Annotated in this window: 21 protein-coding genes; 6 read left to right on the plus strand and 15 right to left on the minus strand. The window is 62.0% G+C overall.

Annotated elements, in window-relative coordinates; translation table 11 throughout:
* The first annotated feature begins 97 nt into the window (after nucleotides 1–97).
* Entirely contained in the window at nucleotides 98–1,120 is a 1,023-nt protein-coding gene (gene ilvC, locus Q0908_RS09385; protein WP_299283339.1) for a ketol-acid reductoisomerase, read from the plus strand.
* 69 nt (nucleotides 1,121–1,189) lie between these two features.
* On the opposite strand, the gene Q0908_RS09390 is transcribed toward ilvC, so the two are convergent.
* Both Q0908_RS09390 and Q0908_RS09395 read right to left on the minus strand, forming a co-directional pair.
* Nucleotides 1,190–1,360, minus strand: coding sequence for a hypothetical protein (locus Q0908_RS09390; protein ID WP_299283340.1), 171 nt, complete (start codon nucleotides 1,358–1,360; stop codon nucleotides 1,190–1,192).
* Between the two features lie 85 nt (nucleotides 1,361–1,445).
* Nucleotides 1,446–2,135 carry a winged helix-turn-helix domain-containing protein gene (locus Q0908_RS09395; protein WP_299283341.1) on the minus strand — a complete coding sequence of 230 codons (690 nt, stop codon included), beginning with the start codon at nucleotides 2,133–2,135 and terminating at the stop codon, nucleotides 1,446–1,448.
* An 80-nt stretch (nucleotides 2,136–2,215) separates the two neighbouring features.
* Here Q0908_RS09395 and Q0908_RS09400 point away from each other — a divergent pair, with 80 nt between their 5' ends.
* From Q0908_RS09400 to Q0908_RS09410, 3 genes are read left to right on the plus strand one after another with little or no spacing between them, the layout of a single operon-like run.
* Complete coding sequence (locus tag Q0908_RS09400) at nucleotides 2,216–2,539, plus strand: NIPSNAP family protein (protein WP_299283342.1); 324 nt, start codon at nucleotides 2,216–2,218, stop codon at nucleotides 2,537–2,539.
* A complete protein-coding gene (locus Q0908_RS09405) occupies nucleotides 2,536–2,883 on the plus strand; it encodes an antibiotic biosynthesis monooxygenase (RefSeq protein WP_299283343.1) in 348 nt (115 codons plus the stop codon). The genes Q0908_RS09400 and Q0908_RS09405 overlap by 4 nt, the downstream gene beginning before the upstream one ends.
* Complete coding sequence (locus Q0908_RS09410; protein WP_299283345.1) at nucleotides 2,873–3,796, plus strand: DMT family transporter; 924 nt, start codon at nucleotides 2,873–2,875, stop codon at nucleotides 3,794–3,796. The genes Q0908_RS09405 and Q0908_RS09410 overlap by 11 nt, the downstream gene beginning before the upstream one ends.
* Here Q0908_RS09410 and glmM read toward each other — a convergent pair.
* The 8 genes from glmM to Q0908_RS09450 all read right to left on the minus strand — a co-directional run bounded on the left by glmM (nucleotide 3,793) and on the right by Q0908_RS09450 (nucleotide 14,376).
* Nucleotides 3,793–5,139 (minus strand): phosphoglucosamine mutase, encoded by a 1,347-nt coding sequence (gene glmM, locus Q0908_RS09415; protein WP_299283347.1) that lies wholly within the window; start codon nucleotides 5,137–5,139, stop codon nucleotides 3,793–3,795. The genes Q0908_RS09410 and glmM overlap by 4 nt on opposite strands.
* Nucleotides 5,136–6,119, minus strand: coding sequence for a dihydropteroate synthase (gene folP, locus Q0908_RS09420; RefSeq protein WP_299283349.1), 984 nt, complete (start codon nucleotides 6,117–6,119; stop codon nucleotides 5,136–5,138). The genes glmM and folP overlap by 4 nt, the downstream gene beginning before the upstream one ends.
* A gap of 3 nt (nucleotides 6,120–6,122) precedes the next feature.
* Complete coding sequence (locus Q0908_RS09425) at nucleotides 6,123–7,046, minus strand: dihydroneopterin aldolase (RefSeq protein ID WP_299283351.1); 924 nt, start codon at nucleotides 7,044–7,046, stop codon at nucleotides 6,123–6,125.
* Between the two features lie 107 nt (nucleotides 7,047–7,153).
* Nucleotides 7,154–7,813, minus strand: coding sequence for a cell wall hydrolase (locus Q0908_RS09430; RefSeq protein WP_299283353.1), 660 nt, complete (start codon nucleotides 7,811–7,813; stop codon nucleotides 7,154–7,156).
* A 154-nt stretch (nucleotides 7,814–7,967) separates the two neighbouring features.
* Nucleotides 7,968–10,502: a putative PEP-binding protein gene (locus Q0908_RS09435; protein WP_299283354.1), complete on the minus strand. Its 2,535-nt coding sequence runs from the start codon at nucleotides 10,500–10,502 to the stop codon at nucleotides 7,968–7,970.
* Between the two features lie 120 nt (nucleotides 10,503–10,622).
* Nucleotides 10,623–12,923, minus strand: coding sequence for a glycine--tRNA ligase subunit beta (gene glyS, locus Q0908_RS09440; protein WP_299283356.1), 2,301 nt, complete (start codon nucleotides 12,921–12,923; stop codon nucleotides 10,623–10,625).
* Nucleotides 12,923–13,438 carry a DUF6446 family protein gene (locus tag Q0908_RS09445; protein WP_299283358.1) on the minus strand — a complete coding sequence of 172 codons (516 nt, stop codon included), beginning with the start codon at nucleotides 13,436–13,438 and terminating at the stop codon, nucleotides 12,923–12,925. The genes glyS and Q0908_RS09445 overlap by 1 nt, the downstream gene beginning before the upstream one ends.
* A complete protein-coding gene (locus Q0908_RS09450; RefSeq protein ID WP_299283359.1) occupies nucleotides 13,435–14,376 on the minus strand; it encodes a glycine--tRNA ligase subunit alpha in 942 nt (313 codons plus the stop codon). The genes Q0908_RS09445 and Q0908_RS09450 overlap by 4 nt, the downstream gene beginning before the upstream one ends.
* Nucleotides 14,377–14,544: 168 nt before the next feature.
* Here Q0908_RS09450 and Q0908_RS09455 point away from each other — a divergent pair, with 168 nt between their 5' ends.
* Together Q0908_RS09455 and Q0908_RS09460 are read left to right on the plus strand one after the other, a co-directional pair.
* Complete coding sequence (locus Q0908_RS09455) at nucleotides 14,545–16,296, plus strand: serine protease (protein WP_299283360.1); 1,752 nt, start codon at nucleotides 14,545–14,547, stop codon at nucleotides 16,294–16,296.
* A 122-nt stretch (nucleotides 16,297–16,418) separates the two neighbouring features.
* Nucleotides 16,419–16,685: a hypothetical protein gene (locus tag Q0908_RS09460; RefSeq protein ID WP_299283361.1), complete on the plus strand. Its 267-nt coding sequence runs from the start codon at nucleotides 16,419–16,421 to the stop codon at nucleotides 16,683–16,685.
* Nucleotides 16,686–16,764: 79 nt separating this feature from the next.
* Here the strand turns inward: Q0908_RS09460 and Q0908_RS09465 are convergent, their stop codons facing one another.
* From Q0908_RS09465 to folE2, 5 genes are all read right to left on the minus strand, one after another.
* On the minus strand, nucleotides 16,765–18,345 hold the full coding sequence (locus Q0908_RS09465) for a 5-guanidino-2-oxopentanoate decarboxylase (RefSeq protein ID WP_299283362.1): 1,581 nt from the start codon (nucleotides 18,343–18,345) through the stop codon (nucleotides 16,765–16,767).
* Complete coding sequence (locus tag Q0908_RS09470) at nucleotides 18,345–19,793, minus strand: TrkH family potassium uptake protein (RefSeq protein WP_299283363.1); 1,449 nt, start codon at nucleotides 19,791–19,793, stop codon at nucleotides 18,345–18,347. Before Q0908_RS09470 ends, Q0908_RS09465 begins: the two co-directional genes overlap by 1 nt.
* A 57-nt stretch (nucleotides 19,794–19,850) precedes the next feature.
* Complete coding sequence (locus tag Q0908_RS09475; RefSeq protein WP_299283365.1) at nucleotides 19,851–20,090, minus strand: hypothetical protein; 240 nt, start codon at nucleotides 20,088–20,090, stop codon at nucleotides 19,851–19,853.
* A 124-nt stretch (nucleotides 20,091–20,214) separates the two neighbouring features.
* On the minus strand, nucleotides 20,215–20,589 hold the full coding sequence (locus Q0908_RS09480) for a hypothetical protein (RefSeq protein WP_299283367.1): 375 nt from the start codon (nucleotides 20,587–20,589) through the stop codon (nucleotides 20,215–20,217).
* 99 nt (nucleotides 20,590–20,688) lie between these two features.
* Nucleotides 20,689–21,792: a GTP cyclohydrolase FolE2 gene (folE2, locus tag Q0908_RS09485; RefSeq protein ID WP_299283369.1), complete on the minus strand. Its 1,104-nt coding sequence runs from the start codon at nucleotides 21,790–21,792 to the stop codon at nucleotides 20,689–20,691.
* Between the last annotated feature and the right edge of the window lie 12 nt (nucleotides 21,793–21,804).

Consider the following 21,804-nt stretch of genomic DNA (forward strand, 5'->3'; position numbering starts at 1 on the left):
AGTCCCTCATTGTTCCAAAAATACTCAGAAAGCAACCGTGCAGCGCCACAAGACTCTGCCTATAACAGCGCCCAGACATCAACCCGGAGGACATTCCATGCGCGTATATTACGACCGCGATTGCGACATTAACCTGATCAAGGACATGAACGTGGCCATCCTCGGCTATGGTTCCCAAGGCCACGCCCACGCGCTGAACCTGCGCGACTCGGGTGCCAAGAATGTGGTCGTCGCCCTGCGCGAAGGCTCCGCGTCCATCGCCAAGGCCGAAGGCGAAGGCCTCAAGACCATGGGCATCGCCGAAGCGGCAGCCTGGGCCGATCTGATCATGTTCACCATGCCCGACGAATTGCAGGCTGAGACCTACAAGAAATACGTGCACGATAACATTCGCGAAGGCGCAGCGATTGCATTCGCCCACGGTCTGAACGTCCACTTTGGCCTGATCGAGCCCAAAGAGGGCATCGACGTCGTCATGATGGCCCCCAAGGGCCCCGGCCACACGGTGCGCGGTGAATATGTCAAAGGCGGCGGCGTGCCCTGCCTTGTGGCGGTGGACAACGACGCCTCGGGCCGCGCGCTTGAAATCGGTCTGTCCTATTGCTCCGCCATCGGCGGTGGGCGCTCGGGCATTATTGAGACCAATTTCCGCGAAGAGTGCGAAACCGACCTCTTCGGCGAACAGGCCGTGCTGTGTGGCGGTCTGGTCGAACTGATCCGCATGGGCTTCGAGACGCTGGTCGAGGCGGGCTATGCCCCCGAGATGGCCTATTTCGAGTGCCTGCACGAGGTGAAGCTGATCGTGGACCTGATCTATGAAGGTGGGATTGCGAACATGAACTACTCGATCTCGAACACGGCGGAATACGGTGAATATGTCTCCGGCCCCCGCGTTCTGCCCTATGACGAGACCAAGGCGCGGATGAAAGCGATCCTCACCGACATCCAGACCGGCAAATTCGTGCGCGACTTCATGGCGGAAAATCAGGTGGGTCAGCCGTTCTTCAAGGGCACGCGTCGCATCAACGACGAACACCAGATCGAAGCCACAGGCGAGACCCTGCGCGGCATGATGCCTTGGATTTCGGCTGGCAAAATGGTCGACAAAGCCAAAAACTAAGCAAAAAAGGCGCGGCGCCCGAGGTAAGGGAAACGCCGCGCCTGATATTCGTTAATGCACTAAAACCGATCAGACGTCCGCTGGTTTGCCGGAAGCTGATTTATCTGCCGCCAATGTCGATTTGGGGGCGTCGGGATCGGCCAAGCGATCCTCAATCTGTTTCTTGCCGACCAGGGCAAAAACGATGAAGCCCAACATGGTCAGCAGGGCCAGTATGACGATGATATTCGTCGCATCCATCTTCACTCTCCCATTTCATGTGTCTTGCACATCAAACGCGGCTTGCCGGGTTTGGTTCCCTCCGGGTCACGTGAAAAAGGCGATGCTAGGTTGCGCCGACGGGAAAGGCCGCGTCAAAGGCGCGTTGGCCCGATAGGCTGAACAACACGGCGCGGCTGTTTGGGTCGCGGCTGATCCAGCCTTGCGCGCTCATGCGCGTAAACAGTGCCCGCCCCAGACTGCCTGCCAGGTGATTGCGCCGCTCGCTCCAGTCGAGGCAGGCCCGGCACAGCGGTGCGCGTGCGGTCTGAAGTGCAGCCATGTCGATTCCGAACGCGGTCGCGAATGATGTTCCGGACGCGGTGAGCGTCACCGCCTCACCCGCCTCGACCACATATCCTTGTGCCTGCAGGCTGCGATACATCTGCACCCCAAGCCGCCCGGCAAGGTGGTTGTAGCACACGCGCGCCTGCTGCATCTGCGCATCGCGCGGCCCGGTGCGCACGCGCGTCTGGCCCGTGCGCGCCGCCAGCCCCATCAGCGCCTCAAGCACGCCTGCCACGTCGTCATCGGCCAGTTGAAAATACTTGTGCCGCCCCTGTTTGCGCGGGCGCAACAGCCCACCATCGCTCAGTTTCGACAGATGCCCGCTGGCCGTGGACAGCCCCACCCCCGCCTCTTCGGCAAGTTCCGAGGCCGTCAGCGCGCGCCCATCCATCAGCGCCGTCAGGATATTGGCCCGCCCCGGATCACCAATCAGGGCCGCGATGCGTGAAATGTCCGGTCCTTCTTTCATAGTTTGATCATAGCCGAAGCATTTACGCCGCGCAATCCGTTAGAACGCGGCCACACCACTCACAAAACGGATACCCGACCATGCTGACCTGCATCATTCAATACGACATCGACCCCACCAAGCGCGCCGCCTTTGAGACCTATGGGCAAAACTGGGCCACGGCCATCCCGCGCTGCGGCGCCGACCTTGTGGGATATTTTGCGCCGCACGAGGGCTCCGCCACCCGCGCCTATGGCATCTATCACATTGAAAACCTTGCCGCTTACGAGGCTTACCGCGCCAGATTGGCCGCTGATCCTTTGGGGCGCGAAAATTACCTGTTTGCACAATCCGAAAAATTCATTCTCAAAGAGGATCGGACATGGCTGCGCAACGTGTCCCATCCAAAAGGGGGACATATATGATCGCCGTTATCTTCGAAGTCTGGCCCAAAGAGGGCCACCGCGCGCCCTATCTTGCCCGTGCGGCGGACCTGAAAGCGCATCTGGCGGACATCCCCGGCTTTATCTCGGTCGAACGATACGAGAGCCTGATGGAGCCGGGCAAGCTGCTCTCCCTGTCCTTCTGGGAGGATGAGGACGCATTGGCCCATTGGCGCAAACTGCCCGAGCACCGCGATGCTCAGGGCGCGGGCCGCGACATCCATTTCGAAAACTATCGCCTGCGCGTGGCGGGCGTGATCCGCGATTACGGCATGACGGAGCGGGACGAGGCCCCGGCCGACAGCAAGGCGCTGCATGACCGATAGCCCCAACATCACGTGGCGCAGTTGGCTAATGGTCGCGACCCTTGGCTTGACCTGGGGCGCGACCTTCCTTGTCACCGAAATCGCCTTGCGTGGGATCACCCCGTTCTGGCTCGCCGCCGGGCGCATCGGTTTTGCCGCGGTGCTGATGGTGGCGATCTGGGGGGCGTTGGGATTTCGCCTGTTCGCGACCCCGCCGCCCCGTGATGCGCGCATCGCCCTTGCCGCCATCGGGGGGTTCAGCACCGCGATTCCCTTCATGCTGCTGGCCTGGGGTCAGCAATACACGACGGGCGGTTTTGCGGGCGTGTCCATGGCCTCGGTCGCGCTGATCGTGCTGCCGCTGGCCCATTTTCTGGTGCCTGGCGAGCGCATGACGTGGCGGCGCACCCTTGGCTTTGTCATCGGGTTCGTGGGCGTCTGCATCCTGATCGGCGGGCAGGCGTTCGAAAGTTCCGGGCAGGCGCTGGAGACGGCAGGGCGGTTGGCCTGCGTGTCAGCGGCGTGTTGTTACGGGATCAGTTCGATCCTGATGCGCCGCCTGCCTGCGGTGGACCCTATCGGATTGTCGACCGTACTGCTCTTGATTGCGGCCTGTATCACCGTACCACTGGCGTTGATTGTCGAAGGGTGGCCACCCCTGCCCGACACCCAAACCCTTGTGGTCATTGCCTGTTTGGGCCTCATCCCCACGGCAGCGGCCAATATGCTGCGCGTGCTGGTGATCCGCAGCGCAGGGCCGGTGTTCATGTCGATCACCAACTATCAGGTACCGCTCTGGTCAGTGTTGCTGGGTGCTTGGCTGCTCAATGAACCGCTACCGCCAAGCCTGCTTAGCGCGATGGTGCTGATCCTGATCGGCGTGGGTCTGAGCCAGTATGGCGCGCTCAGGCGGTTGTTCGGTGGGGCGGGCTAGGTCGCGACCGCCTCTTCGACCGCCGCCACGATCTGATCGACGCTGGCGTTCAGCACCCCTTCATCCTCGCTTTCGGCCATCACGCGGATTAGCGGCTCAGTGCCCGATTTGCGGATCAGAAGGCGGCCATTGCCCTGCAACTGCGCCTCGGCGTCCGCAATCGCTGCCTTTACGCTGCCTGCCTCAAGCGGGGTCTGCCCGGCGGCAAAACGCACATTCTTCAGCAGTTGCGGCACCGGGTCAAAGACGTGCAGCACTTCGCTGGCCTTCTTGCCGGTCTCGATCAGCTCGCTGAGGAATTGAAGGCCCGCCATCAGCCCGTCGCCGGTGGTGGCATAGTCGGTCATCACGATATGCCCGGACTGTTCGCCCCCAAGGTTGAAGCCGCCGCTGCGCATCCGTTCGACCACATAGCGATCCCCGACCGCTGTGCGTTCCAGACCGACGCCGTGCCCTTGCAAGAACCGCTCAAGCCCGAGGTTGGACATGACCGTGGCCACAAGCGCGTTGCCCTTGAGCCGTCCCTCAGCCGCCCATCGCCCGGCCATCAGCCCCATGAACTGATCGCCATTGCCAATGACGCCCTGCTCATCCAACAGGATCACGCGGTCCGCGTCGCCATCAAGGCAAATGCCGACATCCGCGCCATGCGCAACGACCGCCTCCGCAGCGGTCTGGGGGGCCGTTGAACCGCATCCGTCGTTGATATTGTGCCCGTTCGGATTGGTGCCCACGGGGATCACGGTGGCCCCAAGCTCCCACAGGGCTTCCGGCGCAACGCGGTGCGCGGCCCCGTTGGCGCAGTCCACGACCACTTTCAGCCCATCCAGACGCAACTGGCGGGGGAACGAGGATTTCACCCGCTCCACATAGCGGAAACGCCCGTCATCAATCCGCTTGGCACGACCGATCTCGCCGGCCGGAACCGCATCGACGCCATCGACCACCAACGCTTCGATCTCTGCCTCGACCGCGTCGCTAAGCTTGAACCCGTCGGGGCCGAAAAACTTGATCCCGTTGTCATGGGCGTGGTTGTGACTGGCCGAAATCATCACGCCGAGATCAGCGCGCATCGACCGGGTGAGCAGTCCGACCGCAGGCGTCGGCACCGGCCCCAGCAAAAGCACGTTCATGCCCATGCTCGTCAGGCCCGCCGTCAGCGCGTTTTCAAACATGTATCCCGACAGGCGCGTATCCTTGCCGATCACAACCCGGTGGACGCTGTCCCCGTCGCGGCGAAAATAGCGCCCCACGGCCGCGCCAATGCGCAGGGCCATTTCGGCCGTCATCGGAGAGATGTTGGCCGTGCCGCGCACGCCATCGGTACCAAATAACTTGCTCATGCGGAGGGATGTGCCACAGAGGCGCGCCATAGCGCAATGGCCTGTACGTGATCGGCCACATCATGCGCCCGGACGATCTGCACCCCTTGTGCGATGGCCGCCAGTGCCACGCCGACCGATCCGGGGCCGCGATCCTTGGCCTCGGGCGCGTTCCCAAGCGTGCCGATGAAGCGTTTGCGCGAAGCCCCAATCAGGATCGGCACCCCCAGTCCGTGAAACAGGCTGATCCGGTTGAGCAGGGTCAGGTTGTGATCCAGCGTTTTGCCAAAGCCGATGCCGGGATCTGCGGTGATGTGCGCGCGCGGGATGCCTTGGGCCACAAGCGCGACAATCCGCTGCGCGAGGTGGTCATAGATATCCAACAGGATATTATCGTATGTCGGGCTGTTCTGCATCGTCTGCGGATCGCCTTGGGCGTGCATCACACAGACGGGCACGCCGCGCGCCGCGCACAAGGGGGCAAGGTCAGCGTCGAAGGTAAAGCCGGACACGTCGTTGACGATATCGGCCCCCGCATCCAAGGCGGCGGCGGCGACTTTGGCCTTACGGGTATCAATCGAGATGGGCGTGCGCACTCCAGCGCGGCGCAAAGCGGCGATCACAGGTGCGGTACGCGCGATTTCGTCGTCTGCGGGCACCTCTGCCGCGCCGGGGCGCGTGGATTCACCACCAATATCAAGGATGTCCGCCCCGGCGGCCATCAAGGATTGGCCGTGGGCAACGGCCGCTTGCAACGTGTCATGCGCCCCCCCGTCCGAAAAACTGTCAGGGGTGGTGTTGAGGATGCCCATGATCCGCGGGGCCTCCCAAGGGCCTGCGAACCGCGCGCGTTCCTCCTCGGACAACTCCGATGCGGCAACTACATACGGCTCCGCATCGCGTGACAGGATTTCCGCGTGGGTGAACCAGCACCAGCCGCAACGGATCGCGCCCACGGGCCGTGCCGGACCAACCTGCATCAACGGGCGCACATAGCGCATCGCTTACAACTCGGCTTGGGTCACAGGCACCGAACGCAATGCGACCGGCGCGTCGGTGGGGCCATCTCCGCCAATCACCAGCATCTCGCGCGCATCGAAGGTGGCGGCAAACCACGACGCGAGCGCGACGGCATCCGCCCCCTTGGCCGACGGGCCATCCACAGCGTCGAGCACAATCTTGGACGGAGCCCAGACGCAAATCTGCCCGTTGCGCATCGCCCAGTCGAGTTCGGTGCGCGTATCCACGACCTTGCAGCGCGCATCGCGCCCTGCAAGGACCCATGCGTTCTGTTCAATTGCCAGCAGATCAATGCGCCGTTGGGCCAGCGGGTGACTGGCCTGAGGTGCCGCGACATCCGCAGGCCCCACGCAGCAGATCAAGGGGCGGCCCAAAACCTCAAGCTGGTCAATCCAGCCCTTCAGAAAGGGCGATGCGATGGCGGCATTGGAGAGATAGACCAGCTCAGGGTGCGGCACCTCTTCGATCAGCGCCTCGGCGGGTTTCACATGATCGCGGCTGCGCACGATCTCGACGCCAAGCGCGCCGGGGCCGCGATCCAGCTTTTCCACGCGGACAAAGGCGCGCATGGCCTGCGGTTCCAGCAGGATGCGATCTGCGACGCGTTCGGCCAGAGTTTCAAGCAGGTTCAACCGCTCATCCGCCAGTTCATAGGCGATGGCCTCGGTCACTTTGTCATAGCTGAGGATGCGGTCCACATCATCGTCGATGGGGCCCGTCAGCGGGCGCACCTCGACCACGATGTTGAAGGAAATGCGCTGCGTGACGCCCCGTTCGGCCTGAAAGGCCCCGATTTCGACCTCGACCGTGTGGTCGCGCACCGAAATGCGGTCCAGCGGGGCATCCGTGGCGGTCGCCTCGGACCGTTCCGAGGGGTGGGAAAAGGCAAGACGGATTTCGGACGCCATGAGATGTGGCCTTTGCAATAGGTATCAGCATCGGCCTTGTAGCGCCCGCATGATCCGGGCAACAGGGGCAAAGACGCCGCCCCTTGATCCGAAAGCGTCAGATCGCTCTAGTTCGACGCCGTGCGATAGGTGTGGCGGTAAAACAGATGCACACCAATGGCCGCCGTCTTGGTATAGACGCGCGCCCAACGCGGGTTCACCGCCGTGGTGTGGTAATGCGTGGCACCATTCGTCACCGCAGGGGCGCGGCCATCCAGAATCGCGCGGGCCACCTTGGCGACACGGTCCCAGGCGCGAGGTTCGTTGATCGCTTCAGAGTTGCCATCGCAGGTGTAGGTGAACTGGCACTGATACTTGCGCCCGGTCCCCTGATTGATCACACCGCAGACGCTCGCGGGAAAGCGGGTGCTCTTGACCCGGTTCATGATGACCTCGGCCACCGCGAACTGGCCCTTGACCGTCTCGCCACGTGCTTCGAAATAAAGCGCCTCGGCCAGACAGCGCCAATGCGCATCACCGCTGGCCTTGGGCTGGGCATCAAGCCAGTGCCGCGCAAATTGGACGTCGGATTGAAGGTCGGATGTTTCGGCACCTTCAGGCGCACTCAGCAGACCGCTCCAGCGTTGGGCGGGCACGGCATTCAATCCACGCGCTTCGGCCTTGCGCAAAGCGTCGGTCGTGGCTGCATTGGGTGCTTCGTCCGACGCGGATACAAAGGTCGCAGACATCAAAGTGGCGGCCAAAATGGCCGTGATCAGAGAACGCATATGAAAACCCCCAAGGTTTATTCAATTCGGGGGCGTCTAGAGAGAATCTTGGTAAACGTCCAGTTTTGCTCACACTTATCGGCACATACCCGCCATGCACGGCGCGTCATGATGTAGTGCTTTCGGCAAAATATCGCGGAAGTCTGACGTGCCTCTACTCGATCTTGTCGGCGATGGCGAGCTGAGCAGCGGCCAGGCGCGCTACCGGGACGCGAAAGGGAGAGCAGGAGACATAGTCAAAGCCTGCACTCCGACAAAACGCAATTGATTCGGGATTTCCCCCATGTTCGCCACAAATCGACAGGGTGATGTCGGGTCGCGCGCTGCGGCCACGGGCAGATCCAAGCTGCAACAATTCCCCGACCCCGTCGATGTCGAGCGTGTGGAACGGGTCCTCCACAAAGACCTCCTGGCGCACATAGTCAGACATGAACCGGCCCGCATCGTCGCGTGACAGCCCATAGGTCATCTGGGTCAGATCGTTTGTTCCAAAGCTGAGAAAGCTGGCGTGTTCGGCAATATCACCGGCCCGCAAAGCGGCGCGCGGCGTTTCCACCATCACACCGAGCCGGTAGGTGAAATCGACACCGGTTTCCGCCGTGACGGCCGCCGCAATGGCGTCCACCCGGCTGCGCACCAACTCGACCTCGCGTTTGGCGCTGACCAGCGGGATCATGATCTCGGGGACCACGGGTGCGCCGCCCTTGCTGGCAAAGACCGCAGCCTGAAAGATCGCACGGGCCTGCATTTCGTAAATCTCGGGCACCGTCACCCCAAGCCGGACCCCGCGCAGGCCCAGCATCGGGTTATATTCCATCATCGATTCAATCCGGCGGGTCACATCCGACAAGGGCAGATCAAGGGCCGCAGCAAGCTCGCCCTGCCCCGCCCGGTCGACGGGCAGGAATTCGTGCAAAGGCGGGTCGAACAGGCGGATGCAGACCGGTTGCCCCTGCATGATGTTGAACAGTTGCACAAAGTCGGTGCGCTGCATCGGCAGCAGACGTTCCAGAACGGCGCGCCGGTCATCGCTGGTTTCGGCAAAGATCATCTCGCGCATGACCGTGAGCCGTCCGGCTTCGAAGAACATGTGTTCGGTGCGACAAAGGCCAATTCCCTGGGCCGCGAAGTTGCGCGCGGTCTGGGCATCGGCAGGTGTGTCCGCATTGGCGCGGATGCCGATGTCGCGTTCGGCGTCGGCCCAGTCCATCAAATCCTGAAATGCGTCATCAAGGGCCGGTTCGAGCATCGCGGGTGCGCCAAGCAGGATGGTGCCGTTGGTTCCGTCCACGGTCACGATGTCACCGGCGCTCAGGACCCGCCCGTCCTGCGTGGACAACTGGCTCTTGCGGGTCTGAAAGCGGATATTGCTGATCCCCACGACGCAGGGCAGCCCGAGGCCGCGCCCGATGACGGCGGCGTGGCTGGTGATGCCGCCCCGCTCGGTGATGACCGCCTTGGCCGCATGCATGCCCCGGATATCCTCGGGCGAGGTTTCGCGGCGCACCAGAATGCAGTCTTCGCCGCGCGAGGCGCTGGCTTGCGCGTCTTCTGCGGTGAAGACCAAACGCCCGGTGGCCGCGCCCGGGCTCGCGGCGATGCCCGATCCCAGCACATCGCGTTTGGCGTGGCGATCCACCTGTCGGTGCAGCAATTCGTTGAGCGTGCGCGGCTCGACCCGCATCAACGCCTCCTGGCGCGGGATGACGTCGTCGCGGGCCAGTTGCACTGCAATCCGGACGGTGGCGCGGGACGAGCGGGCCACCCGGACCCCATCCAGAATGTGCAACTGCCCGTTTTCGATGGTGAATTCGACCTGCATCTCTTCGCGCAACTTAGCGCGCATCAGGCGGGCGTGATCGACCAGTTGGGCGAAACAGTCCGGCACCAGTTCCTCGAGCGAGGGGCCGCGATCGTCGCGCGTGATGTAAAGGCTCGCATCGCCGAACAGCGCATCACGCCCCTGGCTCTGGCGCAGATAGCGCCCGGTGATCTGCGGTTTGCCCGTCTTGGAGGACACAAGTTGCAACACGCCGGACCCGCTTTCGCCTTGCCCGATGCCAAAGGCCATCTGCTGAATGACAAGGCCAAGCCCTGCATCCGCAGGCGCGCCTTTGGCCTGACGCAACAACCGGGCCGAGGTGCCGTCCCAGGCGCGGGCCATGGATTTCAGCACACTAGCCAGTTGCTCGGCGCGTGTGGTCGGAAAGGCCGTTTCGGTCTCGCGCTCGTAGGCGGCGAGGGCCTGTTGCAGCGCCTCGGCGCCCTCGCCGGTGATGTCGTCGAACATATCCGGGTCGAGCCGGTCCACGTGGATCGCGAAACTCTGGACAAAGCGCGTGAACAGGGCCGAGGCCGGATCGCGGCCAAGCGTGTCGCACAATACACCGTGGCGGCTGTCGTTCATCCCGATATTGAGGATCGCCGACGGCCCGCCCCAATCGGGATCTTCCGAAGACGGGCGCACGCAGAGCAACGCGTCCTGGGGGAATTGGCGCAGAATGGCGTCGATGTCAGGCAGGTGGCCGCTGGCGATGCTTTGCACCGCGTCAAAGGACAGCGCGACCGTCGGCGGCACCGGCAGGTCGAGCCGTGCCAGCCGCTGCAGGCATTTCGCCCGCCCCCCATGGGTCGCGGTCGCGATGGGTGCGGTCGCTGTGACCAGCGTGGTGTTCGGATTATTCTGCACTGCGGCACCATACCTTTCCGCCGCGCAGCATAGAGTGTCACGCTTGCGTTACAAGGGGGCTGGGGGCGCTGCCCCCGGTGCTGCGCACCTCCCCCGGCATGTTTTCAGAACAATGAAAGATCAGCCGTCCAGTTTCGTGAGATCCGCGACAGACAGACACAGCGTGCGAATGCGACTGAGCAGGTTGAGCCGGTTGCGCCGCACGGTCTGATTGTCGGTGTTGATCTGCACCGCGTCGAAAAAGGCGTCGATAGGTGTGCGCAGGGCAGCCATCGCGGACATGGCGGTGGTGAAGTCCTGTGCGGCCATGGCCGGGGTGATCTGCGCCTCGGCCTGATCGAGTGCGGTGAACAGCGCGGTTTCGGCGGGGTCTTGCGCGAATTTGGGATCGGCCCCGTAGGAATATTCGACCCCGTCGGCCTCTTCGGCTTGGCTCAGGATGTTATTGGCGCGTTTGAACCCCTGGATGAGGTTTTCACCGTCGTCGGTCTTGAGGGTTTCAGAGAGGGCTTTGGCCCGTTTGACCAGCAGGGTGAGGTCGTCGTTGTTCGGCATCGCGATGCAGGCGTCGATGATGTCGTGGCGGATGCCTTGATCGCGCAGGTAGACTTTGAGGCGGTCGTGGAAGAAGGCGAGGAGGTCGTCTTCTTCCAATGTTTCCGCAGGAGGGAACAAAGGTTCTTCCGAGACTGCATCAACTAGCACTTCCTCACCCGCTTCTTCATCCCAAATGAACTTAATCGACTCGAGATGTTCCACTGCCTTTTTTTCACCGCTGGTTTTAAGCATTCTCGCGAGTGTGCGCTCCATACTCGGATGCAAATCCAATATTCGAATGGCGTTCGCTCGCTTTTCTGCTCTGATCTGTCCCTCAATTTCAATTTTCTGATCAAGGTGGGACATGACCCCACTATTGAGCGACGAGAACAATGTATGCGAAATCTCATTCTCCAAAACCAACCGAATGACCCCCAATGCCGCGCGCCTCAGCGCGAACGGATCCTTGCTCCCTGTCGGCTTCTCATCGATCGCCCAGAACCCGGTCAGTGTGTCTAGCTTGTCCGCCAGCGCGACGGCCACCGACACAGGCGCAGTCGGCACGTCATCGGATGGGCCGAGTGGCGAGTAGTGCTCTTGCGCACCGGCCGCGATGGCATCGTCCTTACCCGCAGCGGTGATGTAATATCGACCCATAAGTCCTTGAAGTTCCGGGAATTCATAGACCATTTCCGAACTGAGGTCGGCCTTGGCGAGCCGTGCGGCCTCTTCGGCGATATCGGGGTCGGCACCGACCACGGGGGCCAGTTCGCGCGCAAGCGCCGCGATGCGCTCAATCCGATCCGCCTGGCTGCCTAACTTGTTGTGGAACGTCACGTTCTCAAGGGCTTGCGTCCAGACGCTCATGTCGTCCTTCGCCACCCGCAAATCATTTTCCCAGAAGAATTTCGCATCCGCCAGCCGCGCGCTTAGCACCTTTTCGTTGCCCGCCAGAATGGTGGCCCCGTTGTCGGCGGTTTCGCAGTTGGCCACAGTGATGAACCGTTCGATCCGGCCCGTCTTGGGATTGCGAACGGAGAAGAATTTCTGGTGTTCCTTCATCGAGGTTTGCAGGACCTCCGGCGGCAGGTCGAGGAAATCGTCGCCGATCTTGCCCATCAGCACCACAGGCCATTCGACAAGGCCCGCCACTTCGGCCAGCAGACCCGCATCCTCGACCACCTCGAGGCCGGAGGCGAAGGCCATGTTTGTGGCATCATTCCAGATGGTTTCGGCGCGCGCGCCGGGGTCCAGCACCACGTGGGCGCGGGCCAGCTTGGCCTCGTAATCGGCAAAGGACGTGACCGACATCTGCGCAGGGGCCATGAAGCGGTGGCCGCGCGTGGTGTCGCCCGAGGTGATCCCGTCAATGTCCACCGGGACAACCGCGTGCCCGGCCTCGTCGCTCAGGATGCACAGGATCGATTGAAGCGGGCGCACCCATTTCAACGCGCTGCTGCCCCACCGCATCGACTTGGGCCACGGGAAATGGCGGACGGTCGCTTCCAGCACCTCGGCGATGATCTCCGCCGCCGGACGCCCGGGTTTTTCGATCACCGCGAACAGCACATTGCCTTTGGGTGTTTCGCGTTCCTGCACCTGATCACGGGTCAGACCCGCACCGCGCAGGAACCCCTCGATGGCTTTTTCGGGCGCATCTGCCTTGGGGCCTTTGCGCTCTTCGCGGGTGGTCGGGCTTTGCGCCAGCAGCCCCTCAACCGTCAGCGTCAGACGGCGCGGCGTCGAAAAAGCCGCCGCAGAGGCATAGGTCAGTCCCGCCTCGACCAGTCCGTTCGTGACCAGCTTTTGCAGGTCTTCGCCCGCGCGTTTCTGCATCCGGGCCGGGATTTCCTCGGAAAAGAGTTCGATCAGAAGGTCAGGCATTATTCTGCGTCCCGTTTGGGGCATTCTTCGCCCACGATGGTTCCGTCATAGGCTTTTTCGCCGCAATCATTGAGTTCGTGCCAGACATAGCCGCGCCCGTCTTCGGTGATGGCCACGATCCGGTCGACGCCGAAATCGACGTTCTTCTGTCCGAGGAAGGGCAATGCGGTGCCCGCGTCGAGTTCGGCAGCGATGGCCTCGGCATCAAAACAGTCGAACCAGTGGGGCGCGTTGCGCGGGGTGGCATCCTCAAGGCCCACATAGGTCTCGGTCAGCACGGCCAGTGACATATCCGTCGTGAAGCAGGCGCGATAGCGGATCGGCGAGCTTTCGGCGTCGATTGCGTCAAAGCTGTTGATGCTGATCGGTTCCGGCTCGTCCGAGACGACCGAAACCAGCGCGACCTCTTCTGCCTTCACAGCTTCGTAGAAGCCGTAGACTTGCAGATAATAGAGCGCGATGCCGCCAATCAGTGAGCCGAGCAAGATGGTGATCCCTATGATTTTGCCGCTCACGCCGCATCCTCGGGTTGCCAGCCGCCCGCGCGGGTCTGCACGAATGCATCGGCGCATTGTTTGGCCAAGTTGCGCACCCGCCCGATATAGGCCTGCCGTTCAGTGACCGAAATCACGCCGCGCGCGTCCAGCAGGTTGAAGATATGCGAGGCCTTGATGCACTGATCATAGGCGGGGTGCGCCATGACGATCCGCTTGCCGGTCTTGGGGTCGTCATGGGCGGCAGAAAGGGTCGCCTTGCACTCGGCCTCCGCCTCCTCGAAGTGGCGCAGCAGGACGTCAGTGTTGGCGGTGTCGAAATTCCAGCGCGCATATTCCTCTTCGGTCTGCTTGAAAATGTCGCCGTAGGTCAGCGGGATTGCGGTTTGAGGGTCGTTGAAGGGCATGTCCATCACGTGATCGACGCCAAGGATATACATGGCGAGGCGTTCCAGCCCATAGGTCAACTCACCGGAGACAGGGTGGCAATCATGGCCCCCAACCTGCTGAAAATAGGTGAACTGGCTGACTTCCATACCGTCGCACCAGACTTCCCAGCCCAGCCCCCAGGCGCCGAGTGTCGGGCTCTCCCAGTCGTCTTCGACAAAGCGGATGTCGTGCAGGGCCATGTCGACCCCGATGGCCTCAAGCGAGCCGAGATAGAGCTCTTGCAGGTCCGGTGGGCTGGGTTTGATTAGCACCTGGTATTGGTAATAGTGCTGCAACCGGTTGGGGTTCTCGCCGTAGCGCCCATCGGTCGGGCGGCGTGAGGGTTGCACATAGGCCGCCGCCCAAGGCTGCGTGCCGAGGCTGCGCAGGGTTGTGGCGGGGTGAAAGGTCCCTGCCCCCACTTCCATGTCATAGGGCTGCAGGATCGCGCAGCCTTTGGACGCCCAGTAGGTTTGCAGCCTCAGGATGATCTCCTGAAACGAGCGGGGCGTATCTGGGGTGTCTGACATGGCGTTTGGCCCTCTGAGCGGTGCGCGTCTTACCTACGGCCCACCCCGGGGGAGGTCAATTGCGCGCGAGGTGTCTTTTTTGGGGGTATTCCCCCATTTTCATTGGGCGGTTTCCAGCCTATTCTTTCGCTCGGAAATGGGCGCAAAGACCATTAAAGGGGATATCGGGTGATTTTTAAAAAGTTAGCGCTGGTTTGGGCGTTGATCGTCTGGACCGCGGGTGCGGTTTGGGCACAGGACGACACGGTCTGGATCCAGATTGAAGCGCAACCCAACCTCAACGATGCCACCGCGCGGGCACGGGCCTTTGCGGCTGATCTGCCTGATGTGAATGGATTTTCACTTGGGGGCGGCTGGTATGGCATCGCCCTTGGCCCTTACGAGCGCACAGATGCCGAACAGGTGTTGCGGGTTTACCGCGCCGAGGGGGTCATTCCGCGCGACGCCTATATCGCGCTTGGCTCCAGCTTTCGCCAGCAATTCTGGCCTGTCGGGGCCAATGTGCTGGATCGCGGGGCCGTAAGCGCCCCTGTTGCGCCAAACACGCCCGTGGTCGAAACCCCGCCCGAGGTGGCCCCCGTGGTCGAGGCCCCCGCCCCTGCGGATGAAACGCCCGCGCAGGCGCAACGCAGCGAACGCACCCTCAACCGGACAGAGCGCGAAGCCTTGCAGGTCGCCCTGAAATGGGCGGGCACCTACACTGGCGCAATCGACGGGGCCTTCGGGCGCGGCACCCGCAATGCGATGGCGGCGTGGCAGGAAAGCAAAGGCTTTGATGTGACCGGCATTCTGACCACAGCGCAGCGTGCGGCATTGATCGGTGACTACAATTCCGTGCTGGATGATCTGGGTCTGCAAGTTGTGCGCGATGAGCGCGCGGGCATCGAAATCAAACTTCCAACGGATGTTGTCAGCTTTGCGACCTACGAATACCCCTTTGCGCAATATGACACGTCGGGCGACATCGCAGCCAAAGTGCTGCTGATCTCGCAAAAGGGGGACCAGAGCACGCTGTTTGGCCTGTACGACATCATGCAGACCCTCGACATCGTTCCGCTGGACGGCCCGCGCGAGCGCAAAAACACCTCTTTTGTGCTGGTCGGAGAGGATGCGACGCGCATTTCCGAAACGCGCGTCGCGCTCGAAGATGGGGTGATCAAGGGGTTCACTCTGATCTGGCCAGCGGGCGACGAGGAACGCCGCACAAGGTTGATCGACGAAATGGAGCAAAGCTTTGTCCGGCTCGCCGCCGTGCTGCCTGCGGATGCGGGGTCGCAGGATCAGGCGATTGACCTGATTGCGGGGCTTGAGGTGCGCAAACCCCGCCTGTCACGCTCGGGGTTTTTCGTGGACCGGCGCGGCACCGTGCTGACCACGACCGAGGCGGTCGAAGGCTGCACCCGTATTACCTTGGACGCTGATACCGAGGCTGAGGTGTCCTTGCTTGATGCCGCGCGCGGTGTGGCGGTTTTGACGCCCAAGGGCGCATTGGCCCCGCTGTCTGTCGCGACCTTTGCCGACACGGACCCGCGCCTCAACTCCGAGGTGGCCATGTCGGGCTATAGCTATGAGGGCGTCTTGGGCGCGCCGTCGATCACCTTTGGCACCCTTGGGGATGTGCGCGGCCTGAATGGTGAAAAGGACCTGTCCCGTCTGGCCATGACCACCCTGCCCGGTGATGCGGGCGGGCCGGTACTGGACAGTGGTGGGGGCGTCTTTGGGATGCTGCTGCCGGCACCTGACACCGGGCGCGCATTGCCAGAGGGTGTAGCCTTTGCACTCGACAGCGCGGTCTTGCAGGACGTGTTGGCCCAAGCCGGGATGGCCGCAGCCAGCACTGACAGCACGGCCCCGATTGATCCGCTGGACTTGGCGCAGGCGGCCACGGGCATGACCGTACTCGTCGGGTGCTGGGACTGACCCATTCGTTAAAATTGGGCAGACTGAAGCGTCTGCCGTTAGGGCGGCGTTAACGCACACGCGCCCATGGTGACATCAAGGCGTGGGGGCGCTGGTAACGTCATCAGTGAACGGAGTGTGTCATGTTCAAATCAATTCTATCTGCTGCCGCTTTGGCGGTGTTTTTCACCATCCCTGCCACCCAGACAGTCGCCGCGGTCGCCAAACCGCCCGCTACGTTTCAGGGACAATGGTGGACCCATCCTTTGGGCTGCGAATACAGCCGCGCCGGCCGTCCGGGCGAAACGATGTGGTTTCTGATCGTCAACACCCGCAAAAAAGGCTGCCCGGCTTACATCGCTGGCAAGACCTGGGGCAATATCTATCGCGAGGAAGGGTCCAAGATGTAGGACCCGCGCGGCTGCTCAGAGGCGCGGGGCTTTGGCCCAGCCTCTCCGGCCGCGTTTCTGATCTGAAAAAGTCAAGACATCACAGAACGTCTGATGTGAGGTAGATCAGCGTTGGGCCGTCTGCGTCGAATGCGGCGCGGACGGCCTTTTGCATGTCCGGCAGAGACTCTGGGGCTTTGGCATATGCGCCAAAGGCGTGTGCCAGTTTGACGAAATCGGGGTTCCGCGCAACGACCGCATTGGGCGCAATCTGGGCGCGCACCATCGAATCCTCGATCTCTCCCAATTTGCCGTTGTCCCACAGGATGATCGGCAGCGGCAGCTTGAGTTCGACGGCCACTCCCAGTTCCGCCATCGTGTAGTGGAACCCGTAATCCCCGATAATCGCCATGGTCGGCTGGCCTTGGCGCGCAACTGCGCCACCGATGGCTGCGGGTGTGGCGTATCCCAAGGTCCCAAATCCGAAAGGATGGTGCCAATGGCCGGGGTGATCCATGTCCCACACCTCTTTGGCGACATAGGCGAATTGGGTCATGTCGGAATAGATCATCGTCTGATCCGGCAGGCAGTCGCGCAGCGCGTCACAGATCGGCACGATGCCGGGCCGCTCCGCATCGACCTCCGCACGCCAACGGGCGCGGGTAGTGGCGATCTCCGAAGCGTTCCAGTCGGTCTTGCGCGGGGTGAACTCGTGGTCGAGCGCCGGCACAAACGCCTCCGCATCACAGTGCAATCGCAGTGCGGCATCCTGCGCATCGCACAGAGACGTCGCATCCATATCAACCCGGATCAGCGGTGCCGTGTGCCCCAGTTCTGCCCGCCACAGGTCGACCTCGGCCATTTCCGTGCCAATCGCAAGCACCAGGTCGGCTTGCCCAATAACACCCGCACTGTCGGGCCGCGCCAATGCAGCACCAAACAGGTACTCATAGGACGGCGGCACGATCCCACGCCCGGCATAGGTGGTGAAGACGGCAGCCGTCCAACGTGACAGCAAGCTGCGAATGGCCTCGGTCGCACCAACGGCCCCGCCCCCAAGGATCAATATCGGTTTTTCGGATTGGTCAATGAGATCAACGACCTGCGCGATGTCTTCTTTCGAAGCCACAGACCGCGCTTGCGGCAGCGGTTGAGCACTGTGCGGCGCTGCCGTTGCTTCAAGCGCGCCAATGGGCACCTGGATATGTTTGGGGCGCGGGCGGCCCGTCGCCAATTCGCCAAAGGCGCGGTCAATCAGCGTGTAGGCGGCCTGCGCCGTCCCCGCCTCCTCGGACCAGTCACAGACAGTAGCGGCAGCGGCGCGTTGATCGTTCATTTGATGCAGCTGCCCCTTGCGGGCTGCGACCTCATCCAGACAGCTGGAAATGACCAGCATCGGCACCGAATCCGAATAGGCCTGCCCCATCGGCGTCATGATATTGCACAGCCCCGGCCCTGTGATCACGTAAGCCACCCCCGGTTTGCCGGCGGCGCGCGCATATCCGTCCGCCATAAACCCCGCACCCTGTTCGTGACGGGCAAGGATGTGGGTGATCCCGGCCTCTTCGATACCGCGATACATTTCCTGATTGTGCACGCCGGGGATGCCAAAGATCGTGTCGACCCCGCGATCCTTCAGCATATGGGAAATTTGCGCACCAAGCGGGCGGTGTTGAGGCATCACGCTCTCCAGAATTGTAGGGTAAAGATCACGTAAACGGCCATGAGCTCAAGCCGACCAATCAGCATGGCCCCCGCCAGCAACCATTTGGCCGTGTCATTGAGCATCGAAAAGTTGCCGGCCGGTCCGATCTGATCCCCGAGACCGGGGCCGATATTGGCCAGGGCCGAGGCTGCGCCGGACACCGAGGTGATGAAATCAAGGCCCGTCATGGCCAGCCCGACAGACAGCAGCCCCAAGGTGACCGTGAAAAACATGAAGAAGGACATCACCGAGTTCAGCACATCCTCACTGACGGCCCGCCCGGCATAGCGCGGCGTGAAAATCCCATGCGGGCTGCGTGTTTTCTGGATCTGCGCGCGGATCGAGGCGAAAAGCAGCTGGTAGCGGAAGACTTTGATCGAACAGGCGGTCGACCCGGCACAGCCCCCGATCAGCCCCGTGAAAAACAGCACCGTCACCGCAAAACTGCCCCACTGCATGTAATCCGCACTTGCATAGCCGGTGCCTGTCATCAGCGACACGGTGTTGAACAGCGCAACCCGCACCGCCCCTTCGCCCGAGCCGTTTTGCTGCCACAGGTTCCAGACGGCAATCAGGCAGACGATCACGCCGGCGGTGATCAGAAAGGCATGGATTTGCGTATCGCGCATCAGCGGCTGCGCGGTGCCCGCGCTCAGCTGCACGAACCGCACAAAAGGCAAGGCGGCAAGGATCATGAACAGCACAGCCACATAGGAGGCCGCAGGGGGCAAGGCTCCAAAGGAGGCGTCGTAGTTTGCAAACCCCCCCGTCGCGATGGTCGTCATCGCGTGCACCGTGGCGTCAAAGGCGTTCATGCCGGACGAGATGTAGGCCAGCGCGCAAAGCAATGTCAGCGCCACGTAGATCACCGAAATCCGGCTGGCGATTTCCGTGGCGCGCGGCAGGATTTTCCCAAATGTATCAAAGGCTTCGGTACGAAAAATCTGCATCCCCCCGACCCGCAATTCGGGCAGGAACACCATCGCCACAACGATGATACCGATGCCCCCCAACCATTGCAGGATGCCCCGCCACAGCAAAAGGCCCTTTGGCATCTCGTCGAGGCCCGTGAACACCGTTGACCCGGTGGTGGTCAGCCCGGACATCGCCTCAAAGAACGCATCGACAAAGCGCGCCTCGGTGGCCCCGATGACAAAGGGGAGCGCACCAAAGATGGGCAGCGCAAGCCACACACCCGTGGTCAGCAGAAAGGTCTGTTGGATCGTGAGCCCTTCGCGCACCCCATTTTGGCAACTCAGCGCGATAATCGTCCCGATCAGGATCGTCAGCAGCGCGCTTTCGGCAAAGACCGGCCAGTGGTCGCGCCCCTCTGCAAGATCGACCAGCATCGGCAACAGCATCGCAATGCCAAGCACCGCGACCAGAAGGCCAATCACATATCCAACAGGGCGCAGGTCAATCATCTCGCACAGCGTTGGAGTGCCGCGCGCGGCGTGTCAAGCACGTGCGATCGGTTGGTTTCAGATGTGCATCAGGTCCCGAAAGACGAAGGCCGGAATATCGGCGCGGCGCAGGTTCATCGCGGCAAGTTCGGCGTCCGTCTTGGCATTGAGCGCCTCGATCCGGCGAAAGCGGGTTTCGGCTGCGGCGGACAAGGTGACGGAGTGCCCAAGTGCGCTGAGTGCGCGGGTGATCCCGTCCCTGAGGGATGACAGCAGGCCAGCGATGGATTTCGGGGCGGTGTGTGTGATGTAAGCCATTGGGATACCTTATAAACGTAACGGTTTTATGTGTCCTCCCGTTGGCTCAGGCGTAACAGTGCGGGCGCGAAACTACCAATGCCCGCTTTGCATAACCGGGTTGCACGCGGTCTGGGTCAGTACGTCAGATCGCGCGGGTCGGGGTCGATGAAATCGGGGGGGGCAGCTGCGCCAGACGGTGCGCCGTGATATGGGTATGCCCGAGATCAAGCGCCTTCAGCACCCTGTGCATTCCATCCATCACCCGCCCTTCTGGGCACAGCAGGATGGGCCATTTCAGGTCGGCCTGCTTGATCAGACGCGCGTGATGCAGGATCGACCGGCAAGTCGGCGTGGCCCCTTCCAGATCGTACCAATAAGGCGCGTCAATTTCACGGATCTGGTCGAGGGAAATATCGGTGACGGATGGATCATCACCAAGCTCGGCGATCAGTTTGGCGATATTCCAGACCAGAACGCGCCCGGCGTCGCGACGGAAATGGTATTGAGGACGGATCATGGTGGCAAAGACCCCTTGGACGTAAAAAAGGCGCGCCTCGGTTTCGGGCGCGCCTTGTCGTTTATTCCGTAAGGCGGAGGTGTCCTCCGCCCTGCGCTGCTAGCCCACGTGGAACAGGGTGCTGAACATCTTGGGATCGATGCTTTCGCAGGCGAAGGTCTCGCCTTCGGTCAGCACCGACACCGCATCGTGGCTGTGCAGGCTTTCCTGATGGCTTGCGATCACGCGGAAATCGCCGACACGCACATCCGCCAGAAGTTGTTCGCAGAACAGACGCGCTGCGTCTTCCACAAAGATCGGGTTGGCGGCGTTCAACTCGGCAAAAGCCTGTTCGTCTTCGCGTTTGACCATCACCTGCGTTTCGGTCGGCACTGCGCGGCGGCAGGCCTCAATCACGTCTTCGAACCACAGTACGTTTGTGTCGTCTTCCAGCACCACAGACACCCGCGCAACCGAGCGCTGCGAATGGGGCGTCGCCAGTTGCCCACGGGTGGCGCGGGCATGTTCGCTCAATTCCAGCGAACAGGGACAGGTCGAGGAATAGACATAATCGAGGTGCATGATCTTTTTGCGCACCCCGCCCCGTTCGACCAGTTCCAGCGCGATGTCATAGTACTGGTATCCTGACAGGCCCGAGCGCAGGCTGTCGATTTTCATCGGAAAGCTGAAGCGCATCTGAATGCGCGCATCAAAGGATTCTAGGTCGGTTTTGTAATCGTCCAGCGCCGCCTCGATCACCTCAAAGCTAAAGGTCTCTTCGGCGTATTTGTAGAACGACCGCATAATCCGGGACATGTTGATGCCCTTCTTGTCCGCCTCAAGGCTGACAGTGCCGGTCACGGAGGTCTCAAGCGTCAGCGCATCGCCCGAGCGGGTCTGCACCCGCAGCGGCAGGCGGAAATTCGAGATGCCAACGTGTTGAATCTGCTGCTTGGAGCCGCGGATCAGGCTTGAGGGCCCGTTTTGCAGATCGGGCAGCGTGTTCTTGTAATCAGAATCGACGTTGAAGCTGTCGGGATAGGTCCGCTCGAAGGACGGATAGTTCACCGCGTCCCCCCCAGGCACCAGTCGCGCCACGGATGGGTCCAGCTCAAGTATGTCAGTGGTTGATGCGGTTTTGGCCCATCTGCGCAGGGTGTCCAGCGCTGCTTCGGCGTCATCGCGTTTGGGTATTGAAGTCATGTCGGGCGTATGAATGTTCATAAAGTAGCCCCC

The organism is uncultured Tateyamaria sp. (assembly GCF_947494755.1).
GTDB lineage: Bacteria > Pseudomonadota > Alphaproteobacteria > Rhodobacterales > Rhodobacteraceae > Tateyamaria.

Coding starts and splice junctions, on each gene's coding strand:
- Q0908_RS09390 (WP_299283340.1), bottom strand. CDS start 1,360: ATGGATGCGACGAATATCATCGTCATACTGGCCCTGCTGACCATGTTG.
- glyS (WP_299283356.1), bottom strand. CDS start 12,923: ATGCCTGACCTTCTGATCGAACTCTTTTCCGAGGAAATCCCGGCCCGG.
- Q0908_RS09475 (WP_299283365.1), bottom strand. CDS start 20,090: ATGGCTTACATCACACACACCGCCCCGAAATCCATCGCTGGCCTGCTG.
- Q0908_RS09470 (WP_299283363.1), bottom strand. CDS start 19,793: ATGATTGACCTGCGCCCTGTTGGATATGTGATTGGCCTTCTGGTCGCG.
- Q0908_RS09450 (WP_299283359.1), bottom strand. CDS start 14,376: ATGTCAGACACCCCAGATACGCCCCGCTCGTTTCAGGAGATCATCCTG.
- Q0908_RS09465 (WP_299283362.1), bottom strand. CDS start 18,345: ATGCCTCAACACCGCCCGCTTGGTGCGCAAATTTCCCATATGCTGAAG.
- Q0908_RS09460 (WP_299283361.1), top strand. CDS start 16,419: ATGTTCAAATCAATTCTATCTGCTGCCGCTTTGGCGGTGTTTTTCACC.
- Q0908_RS09400 (WP_299283342.1), top strand. CDS start 2,216: ATGCTGACCTGCATCATTCAATACGACATCGACCCCACCAAGCGCGCC.
- Q0908_RS09425 (WP_299283351.1), bottom strand. CDS start 7,046: ATGGCGTCCGAAATCCGTCTTGCCTTTTCCCACCCCTCGGAACGGTCC.
- Q0908_RS09395 (WP_299283341.1), bottom strand. CDS start 2,135: ATGAAAGAAGGACCGGACATTTCACGCATCGCGGCCCTGATTGGTGAT.
- Q0908_RS09405 (WP_299283343.1), top strand. CDS start 2,536: ATGATCGCCGTTATCTTCGAAGTCTGGCCCAAAGAGGGCCACCGCGCG.
- folE2 (WP_299283369.1), bottom strand. CDS start 21,792: ATGAACATTCATACGCCCGACATGACTTCAATACCCAAACGCGATGAC.
- glmM (WP_299283347.1), bottom strand. CDS start 5,139: ATGAGCAAGTTATTTGGTACCGATGGCGTGCGCGGCACGGCCAACATC.
- Q0908_RS09410 (WP_299283345.1), top strand. CDS start 2,873: ATGACCGATAGCCCCAACATCACGTGGCGCAGTTGGCTAATGGTCGCG.
- folP (WP_299283349.1), bottom strand. CDS start 6,119: ATGCGCTATGTGCGCCCGTTGATGCAGGTTGGTCCGGCACGGCCCGTG.
- ilvC (WP_299283339.1), top strand. CDS start 98: ATGCGCGTATATTACGACCGCGATTGCGACATTAACCTGATCAAGGAC.
- Q0908_RS09480 (WP_299283367.1), bottom strand. CDS start 20,589: ATGATCCGTCCTCAATACCATTTCCGTCGCGACGCCGGGCGCGTTCTG.
- Q0908_RS09430 (WP_299283353.1), bottom strand. CDS start 7,813: ATGCGTTCTCTGATCACGGCCATTTTGGCCGCCACTTTGATGTCTGCG.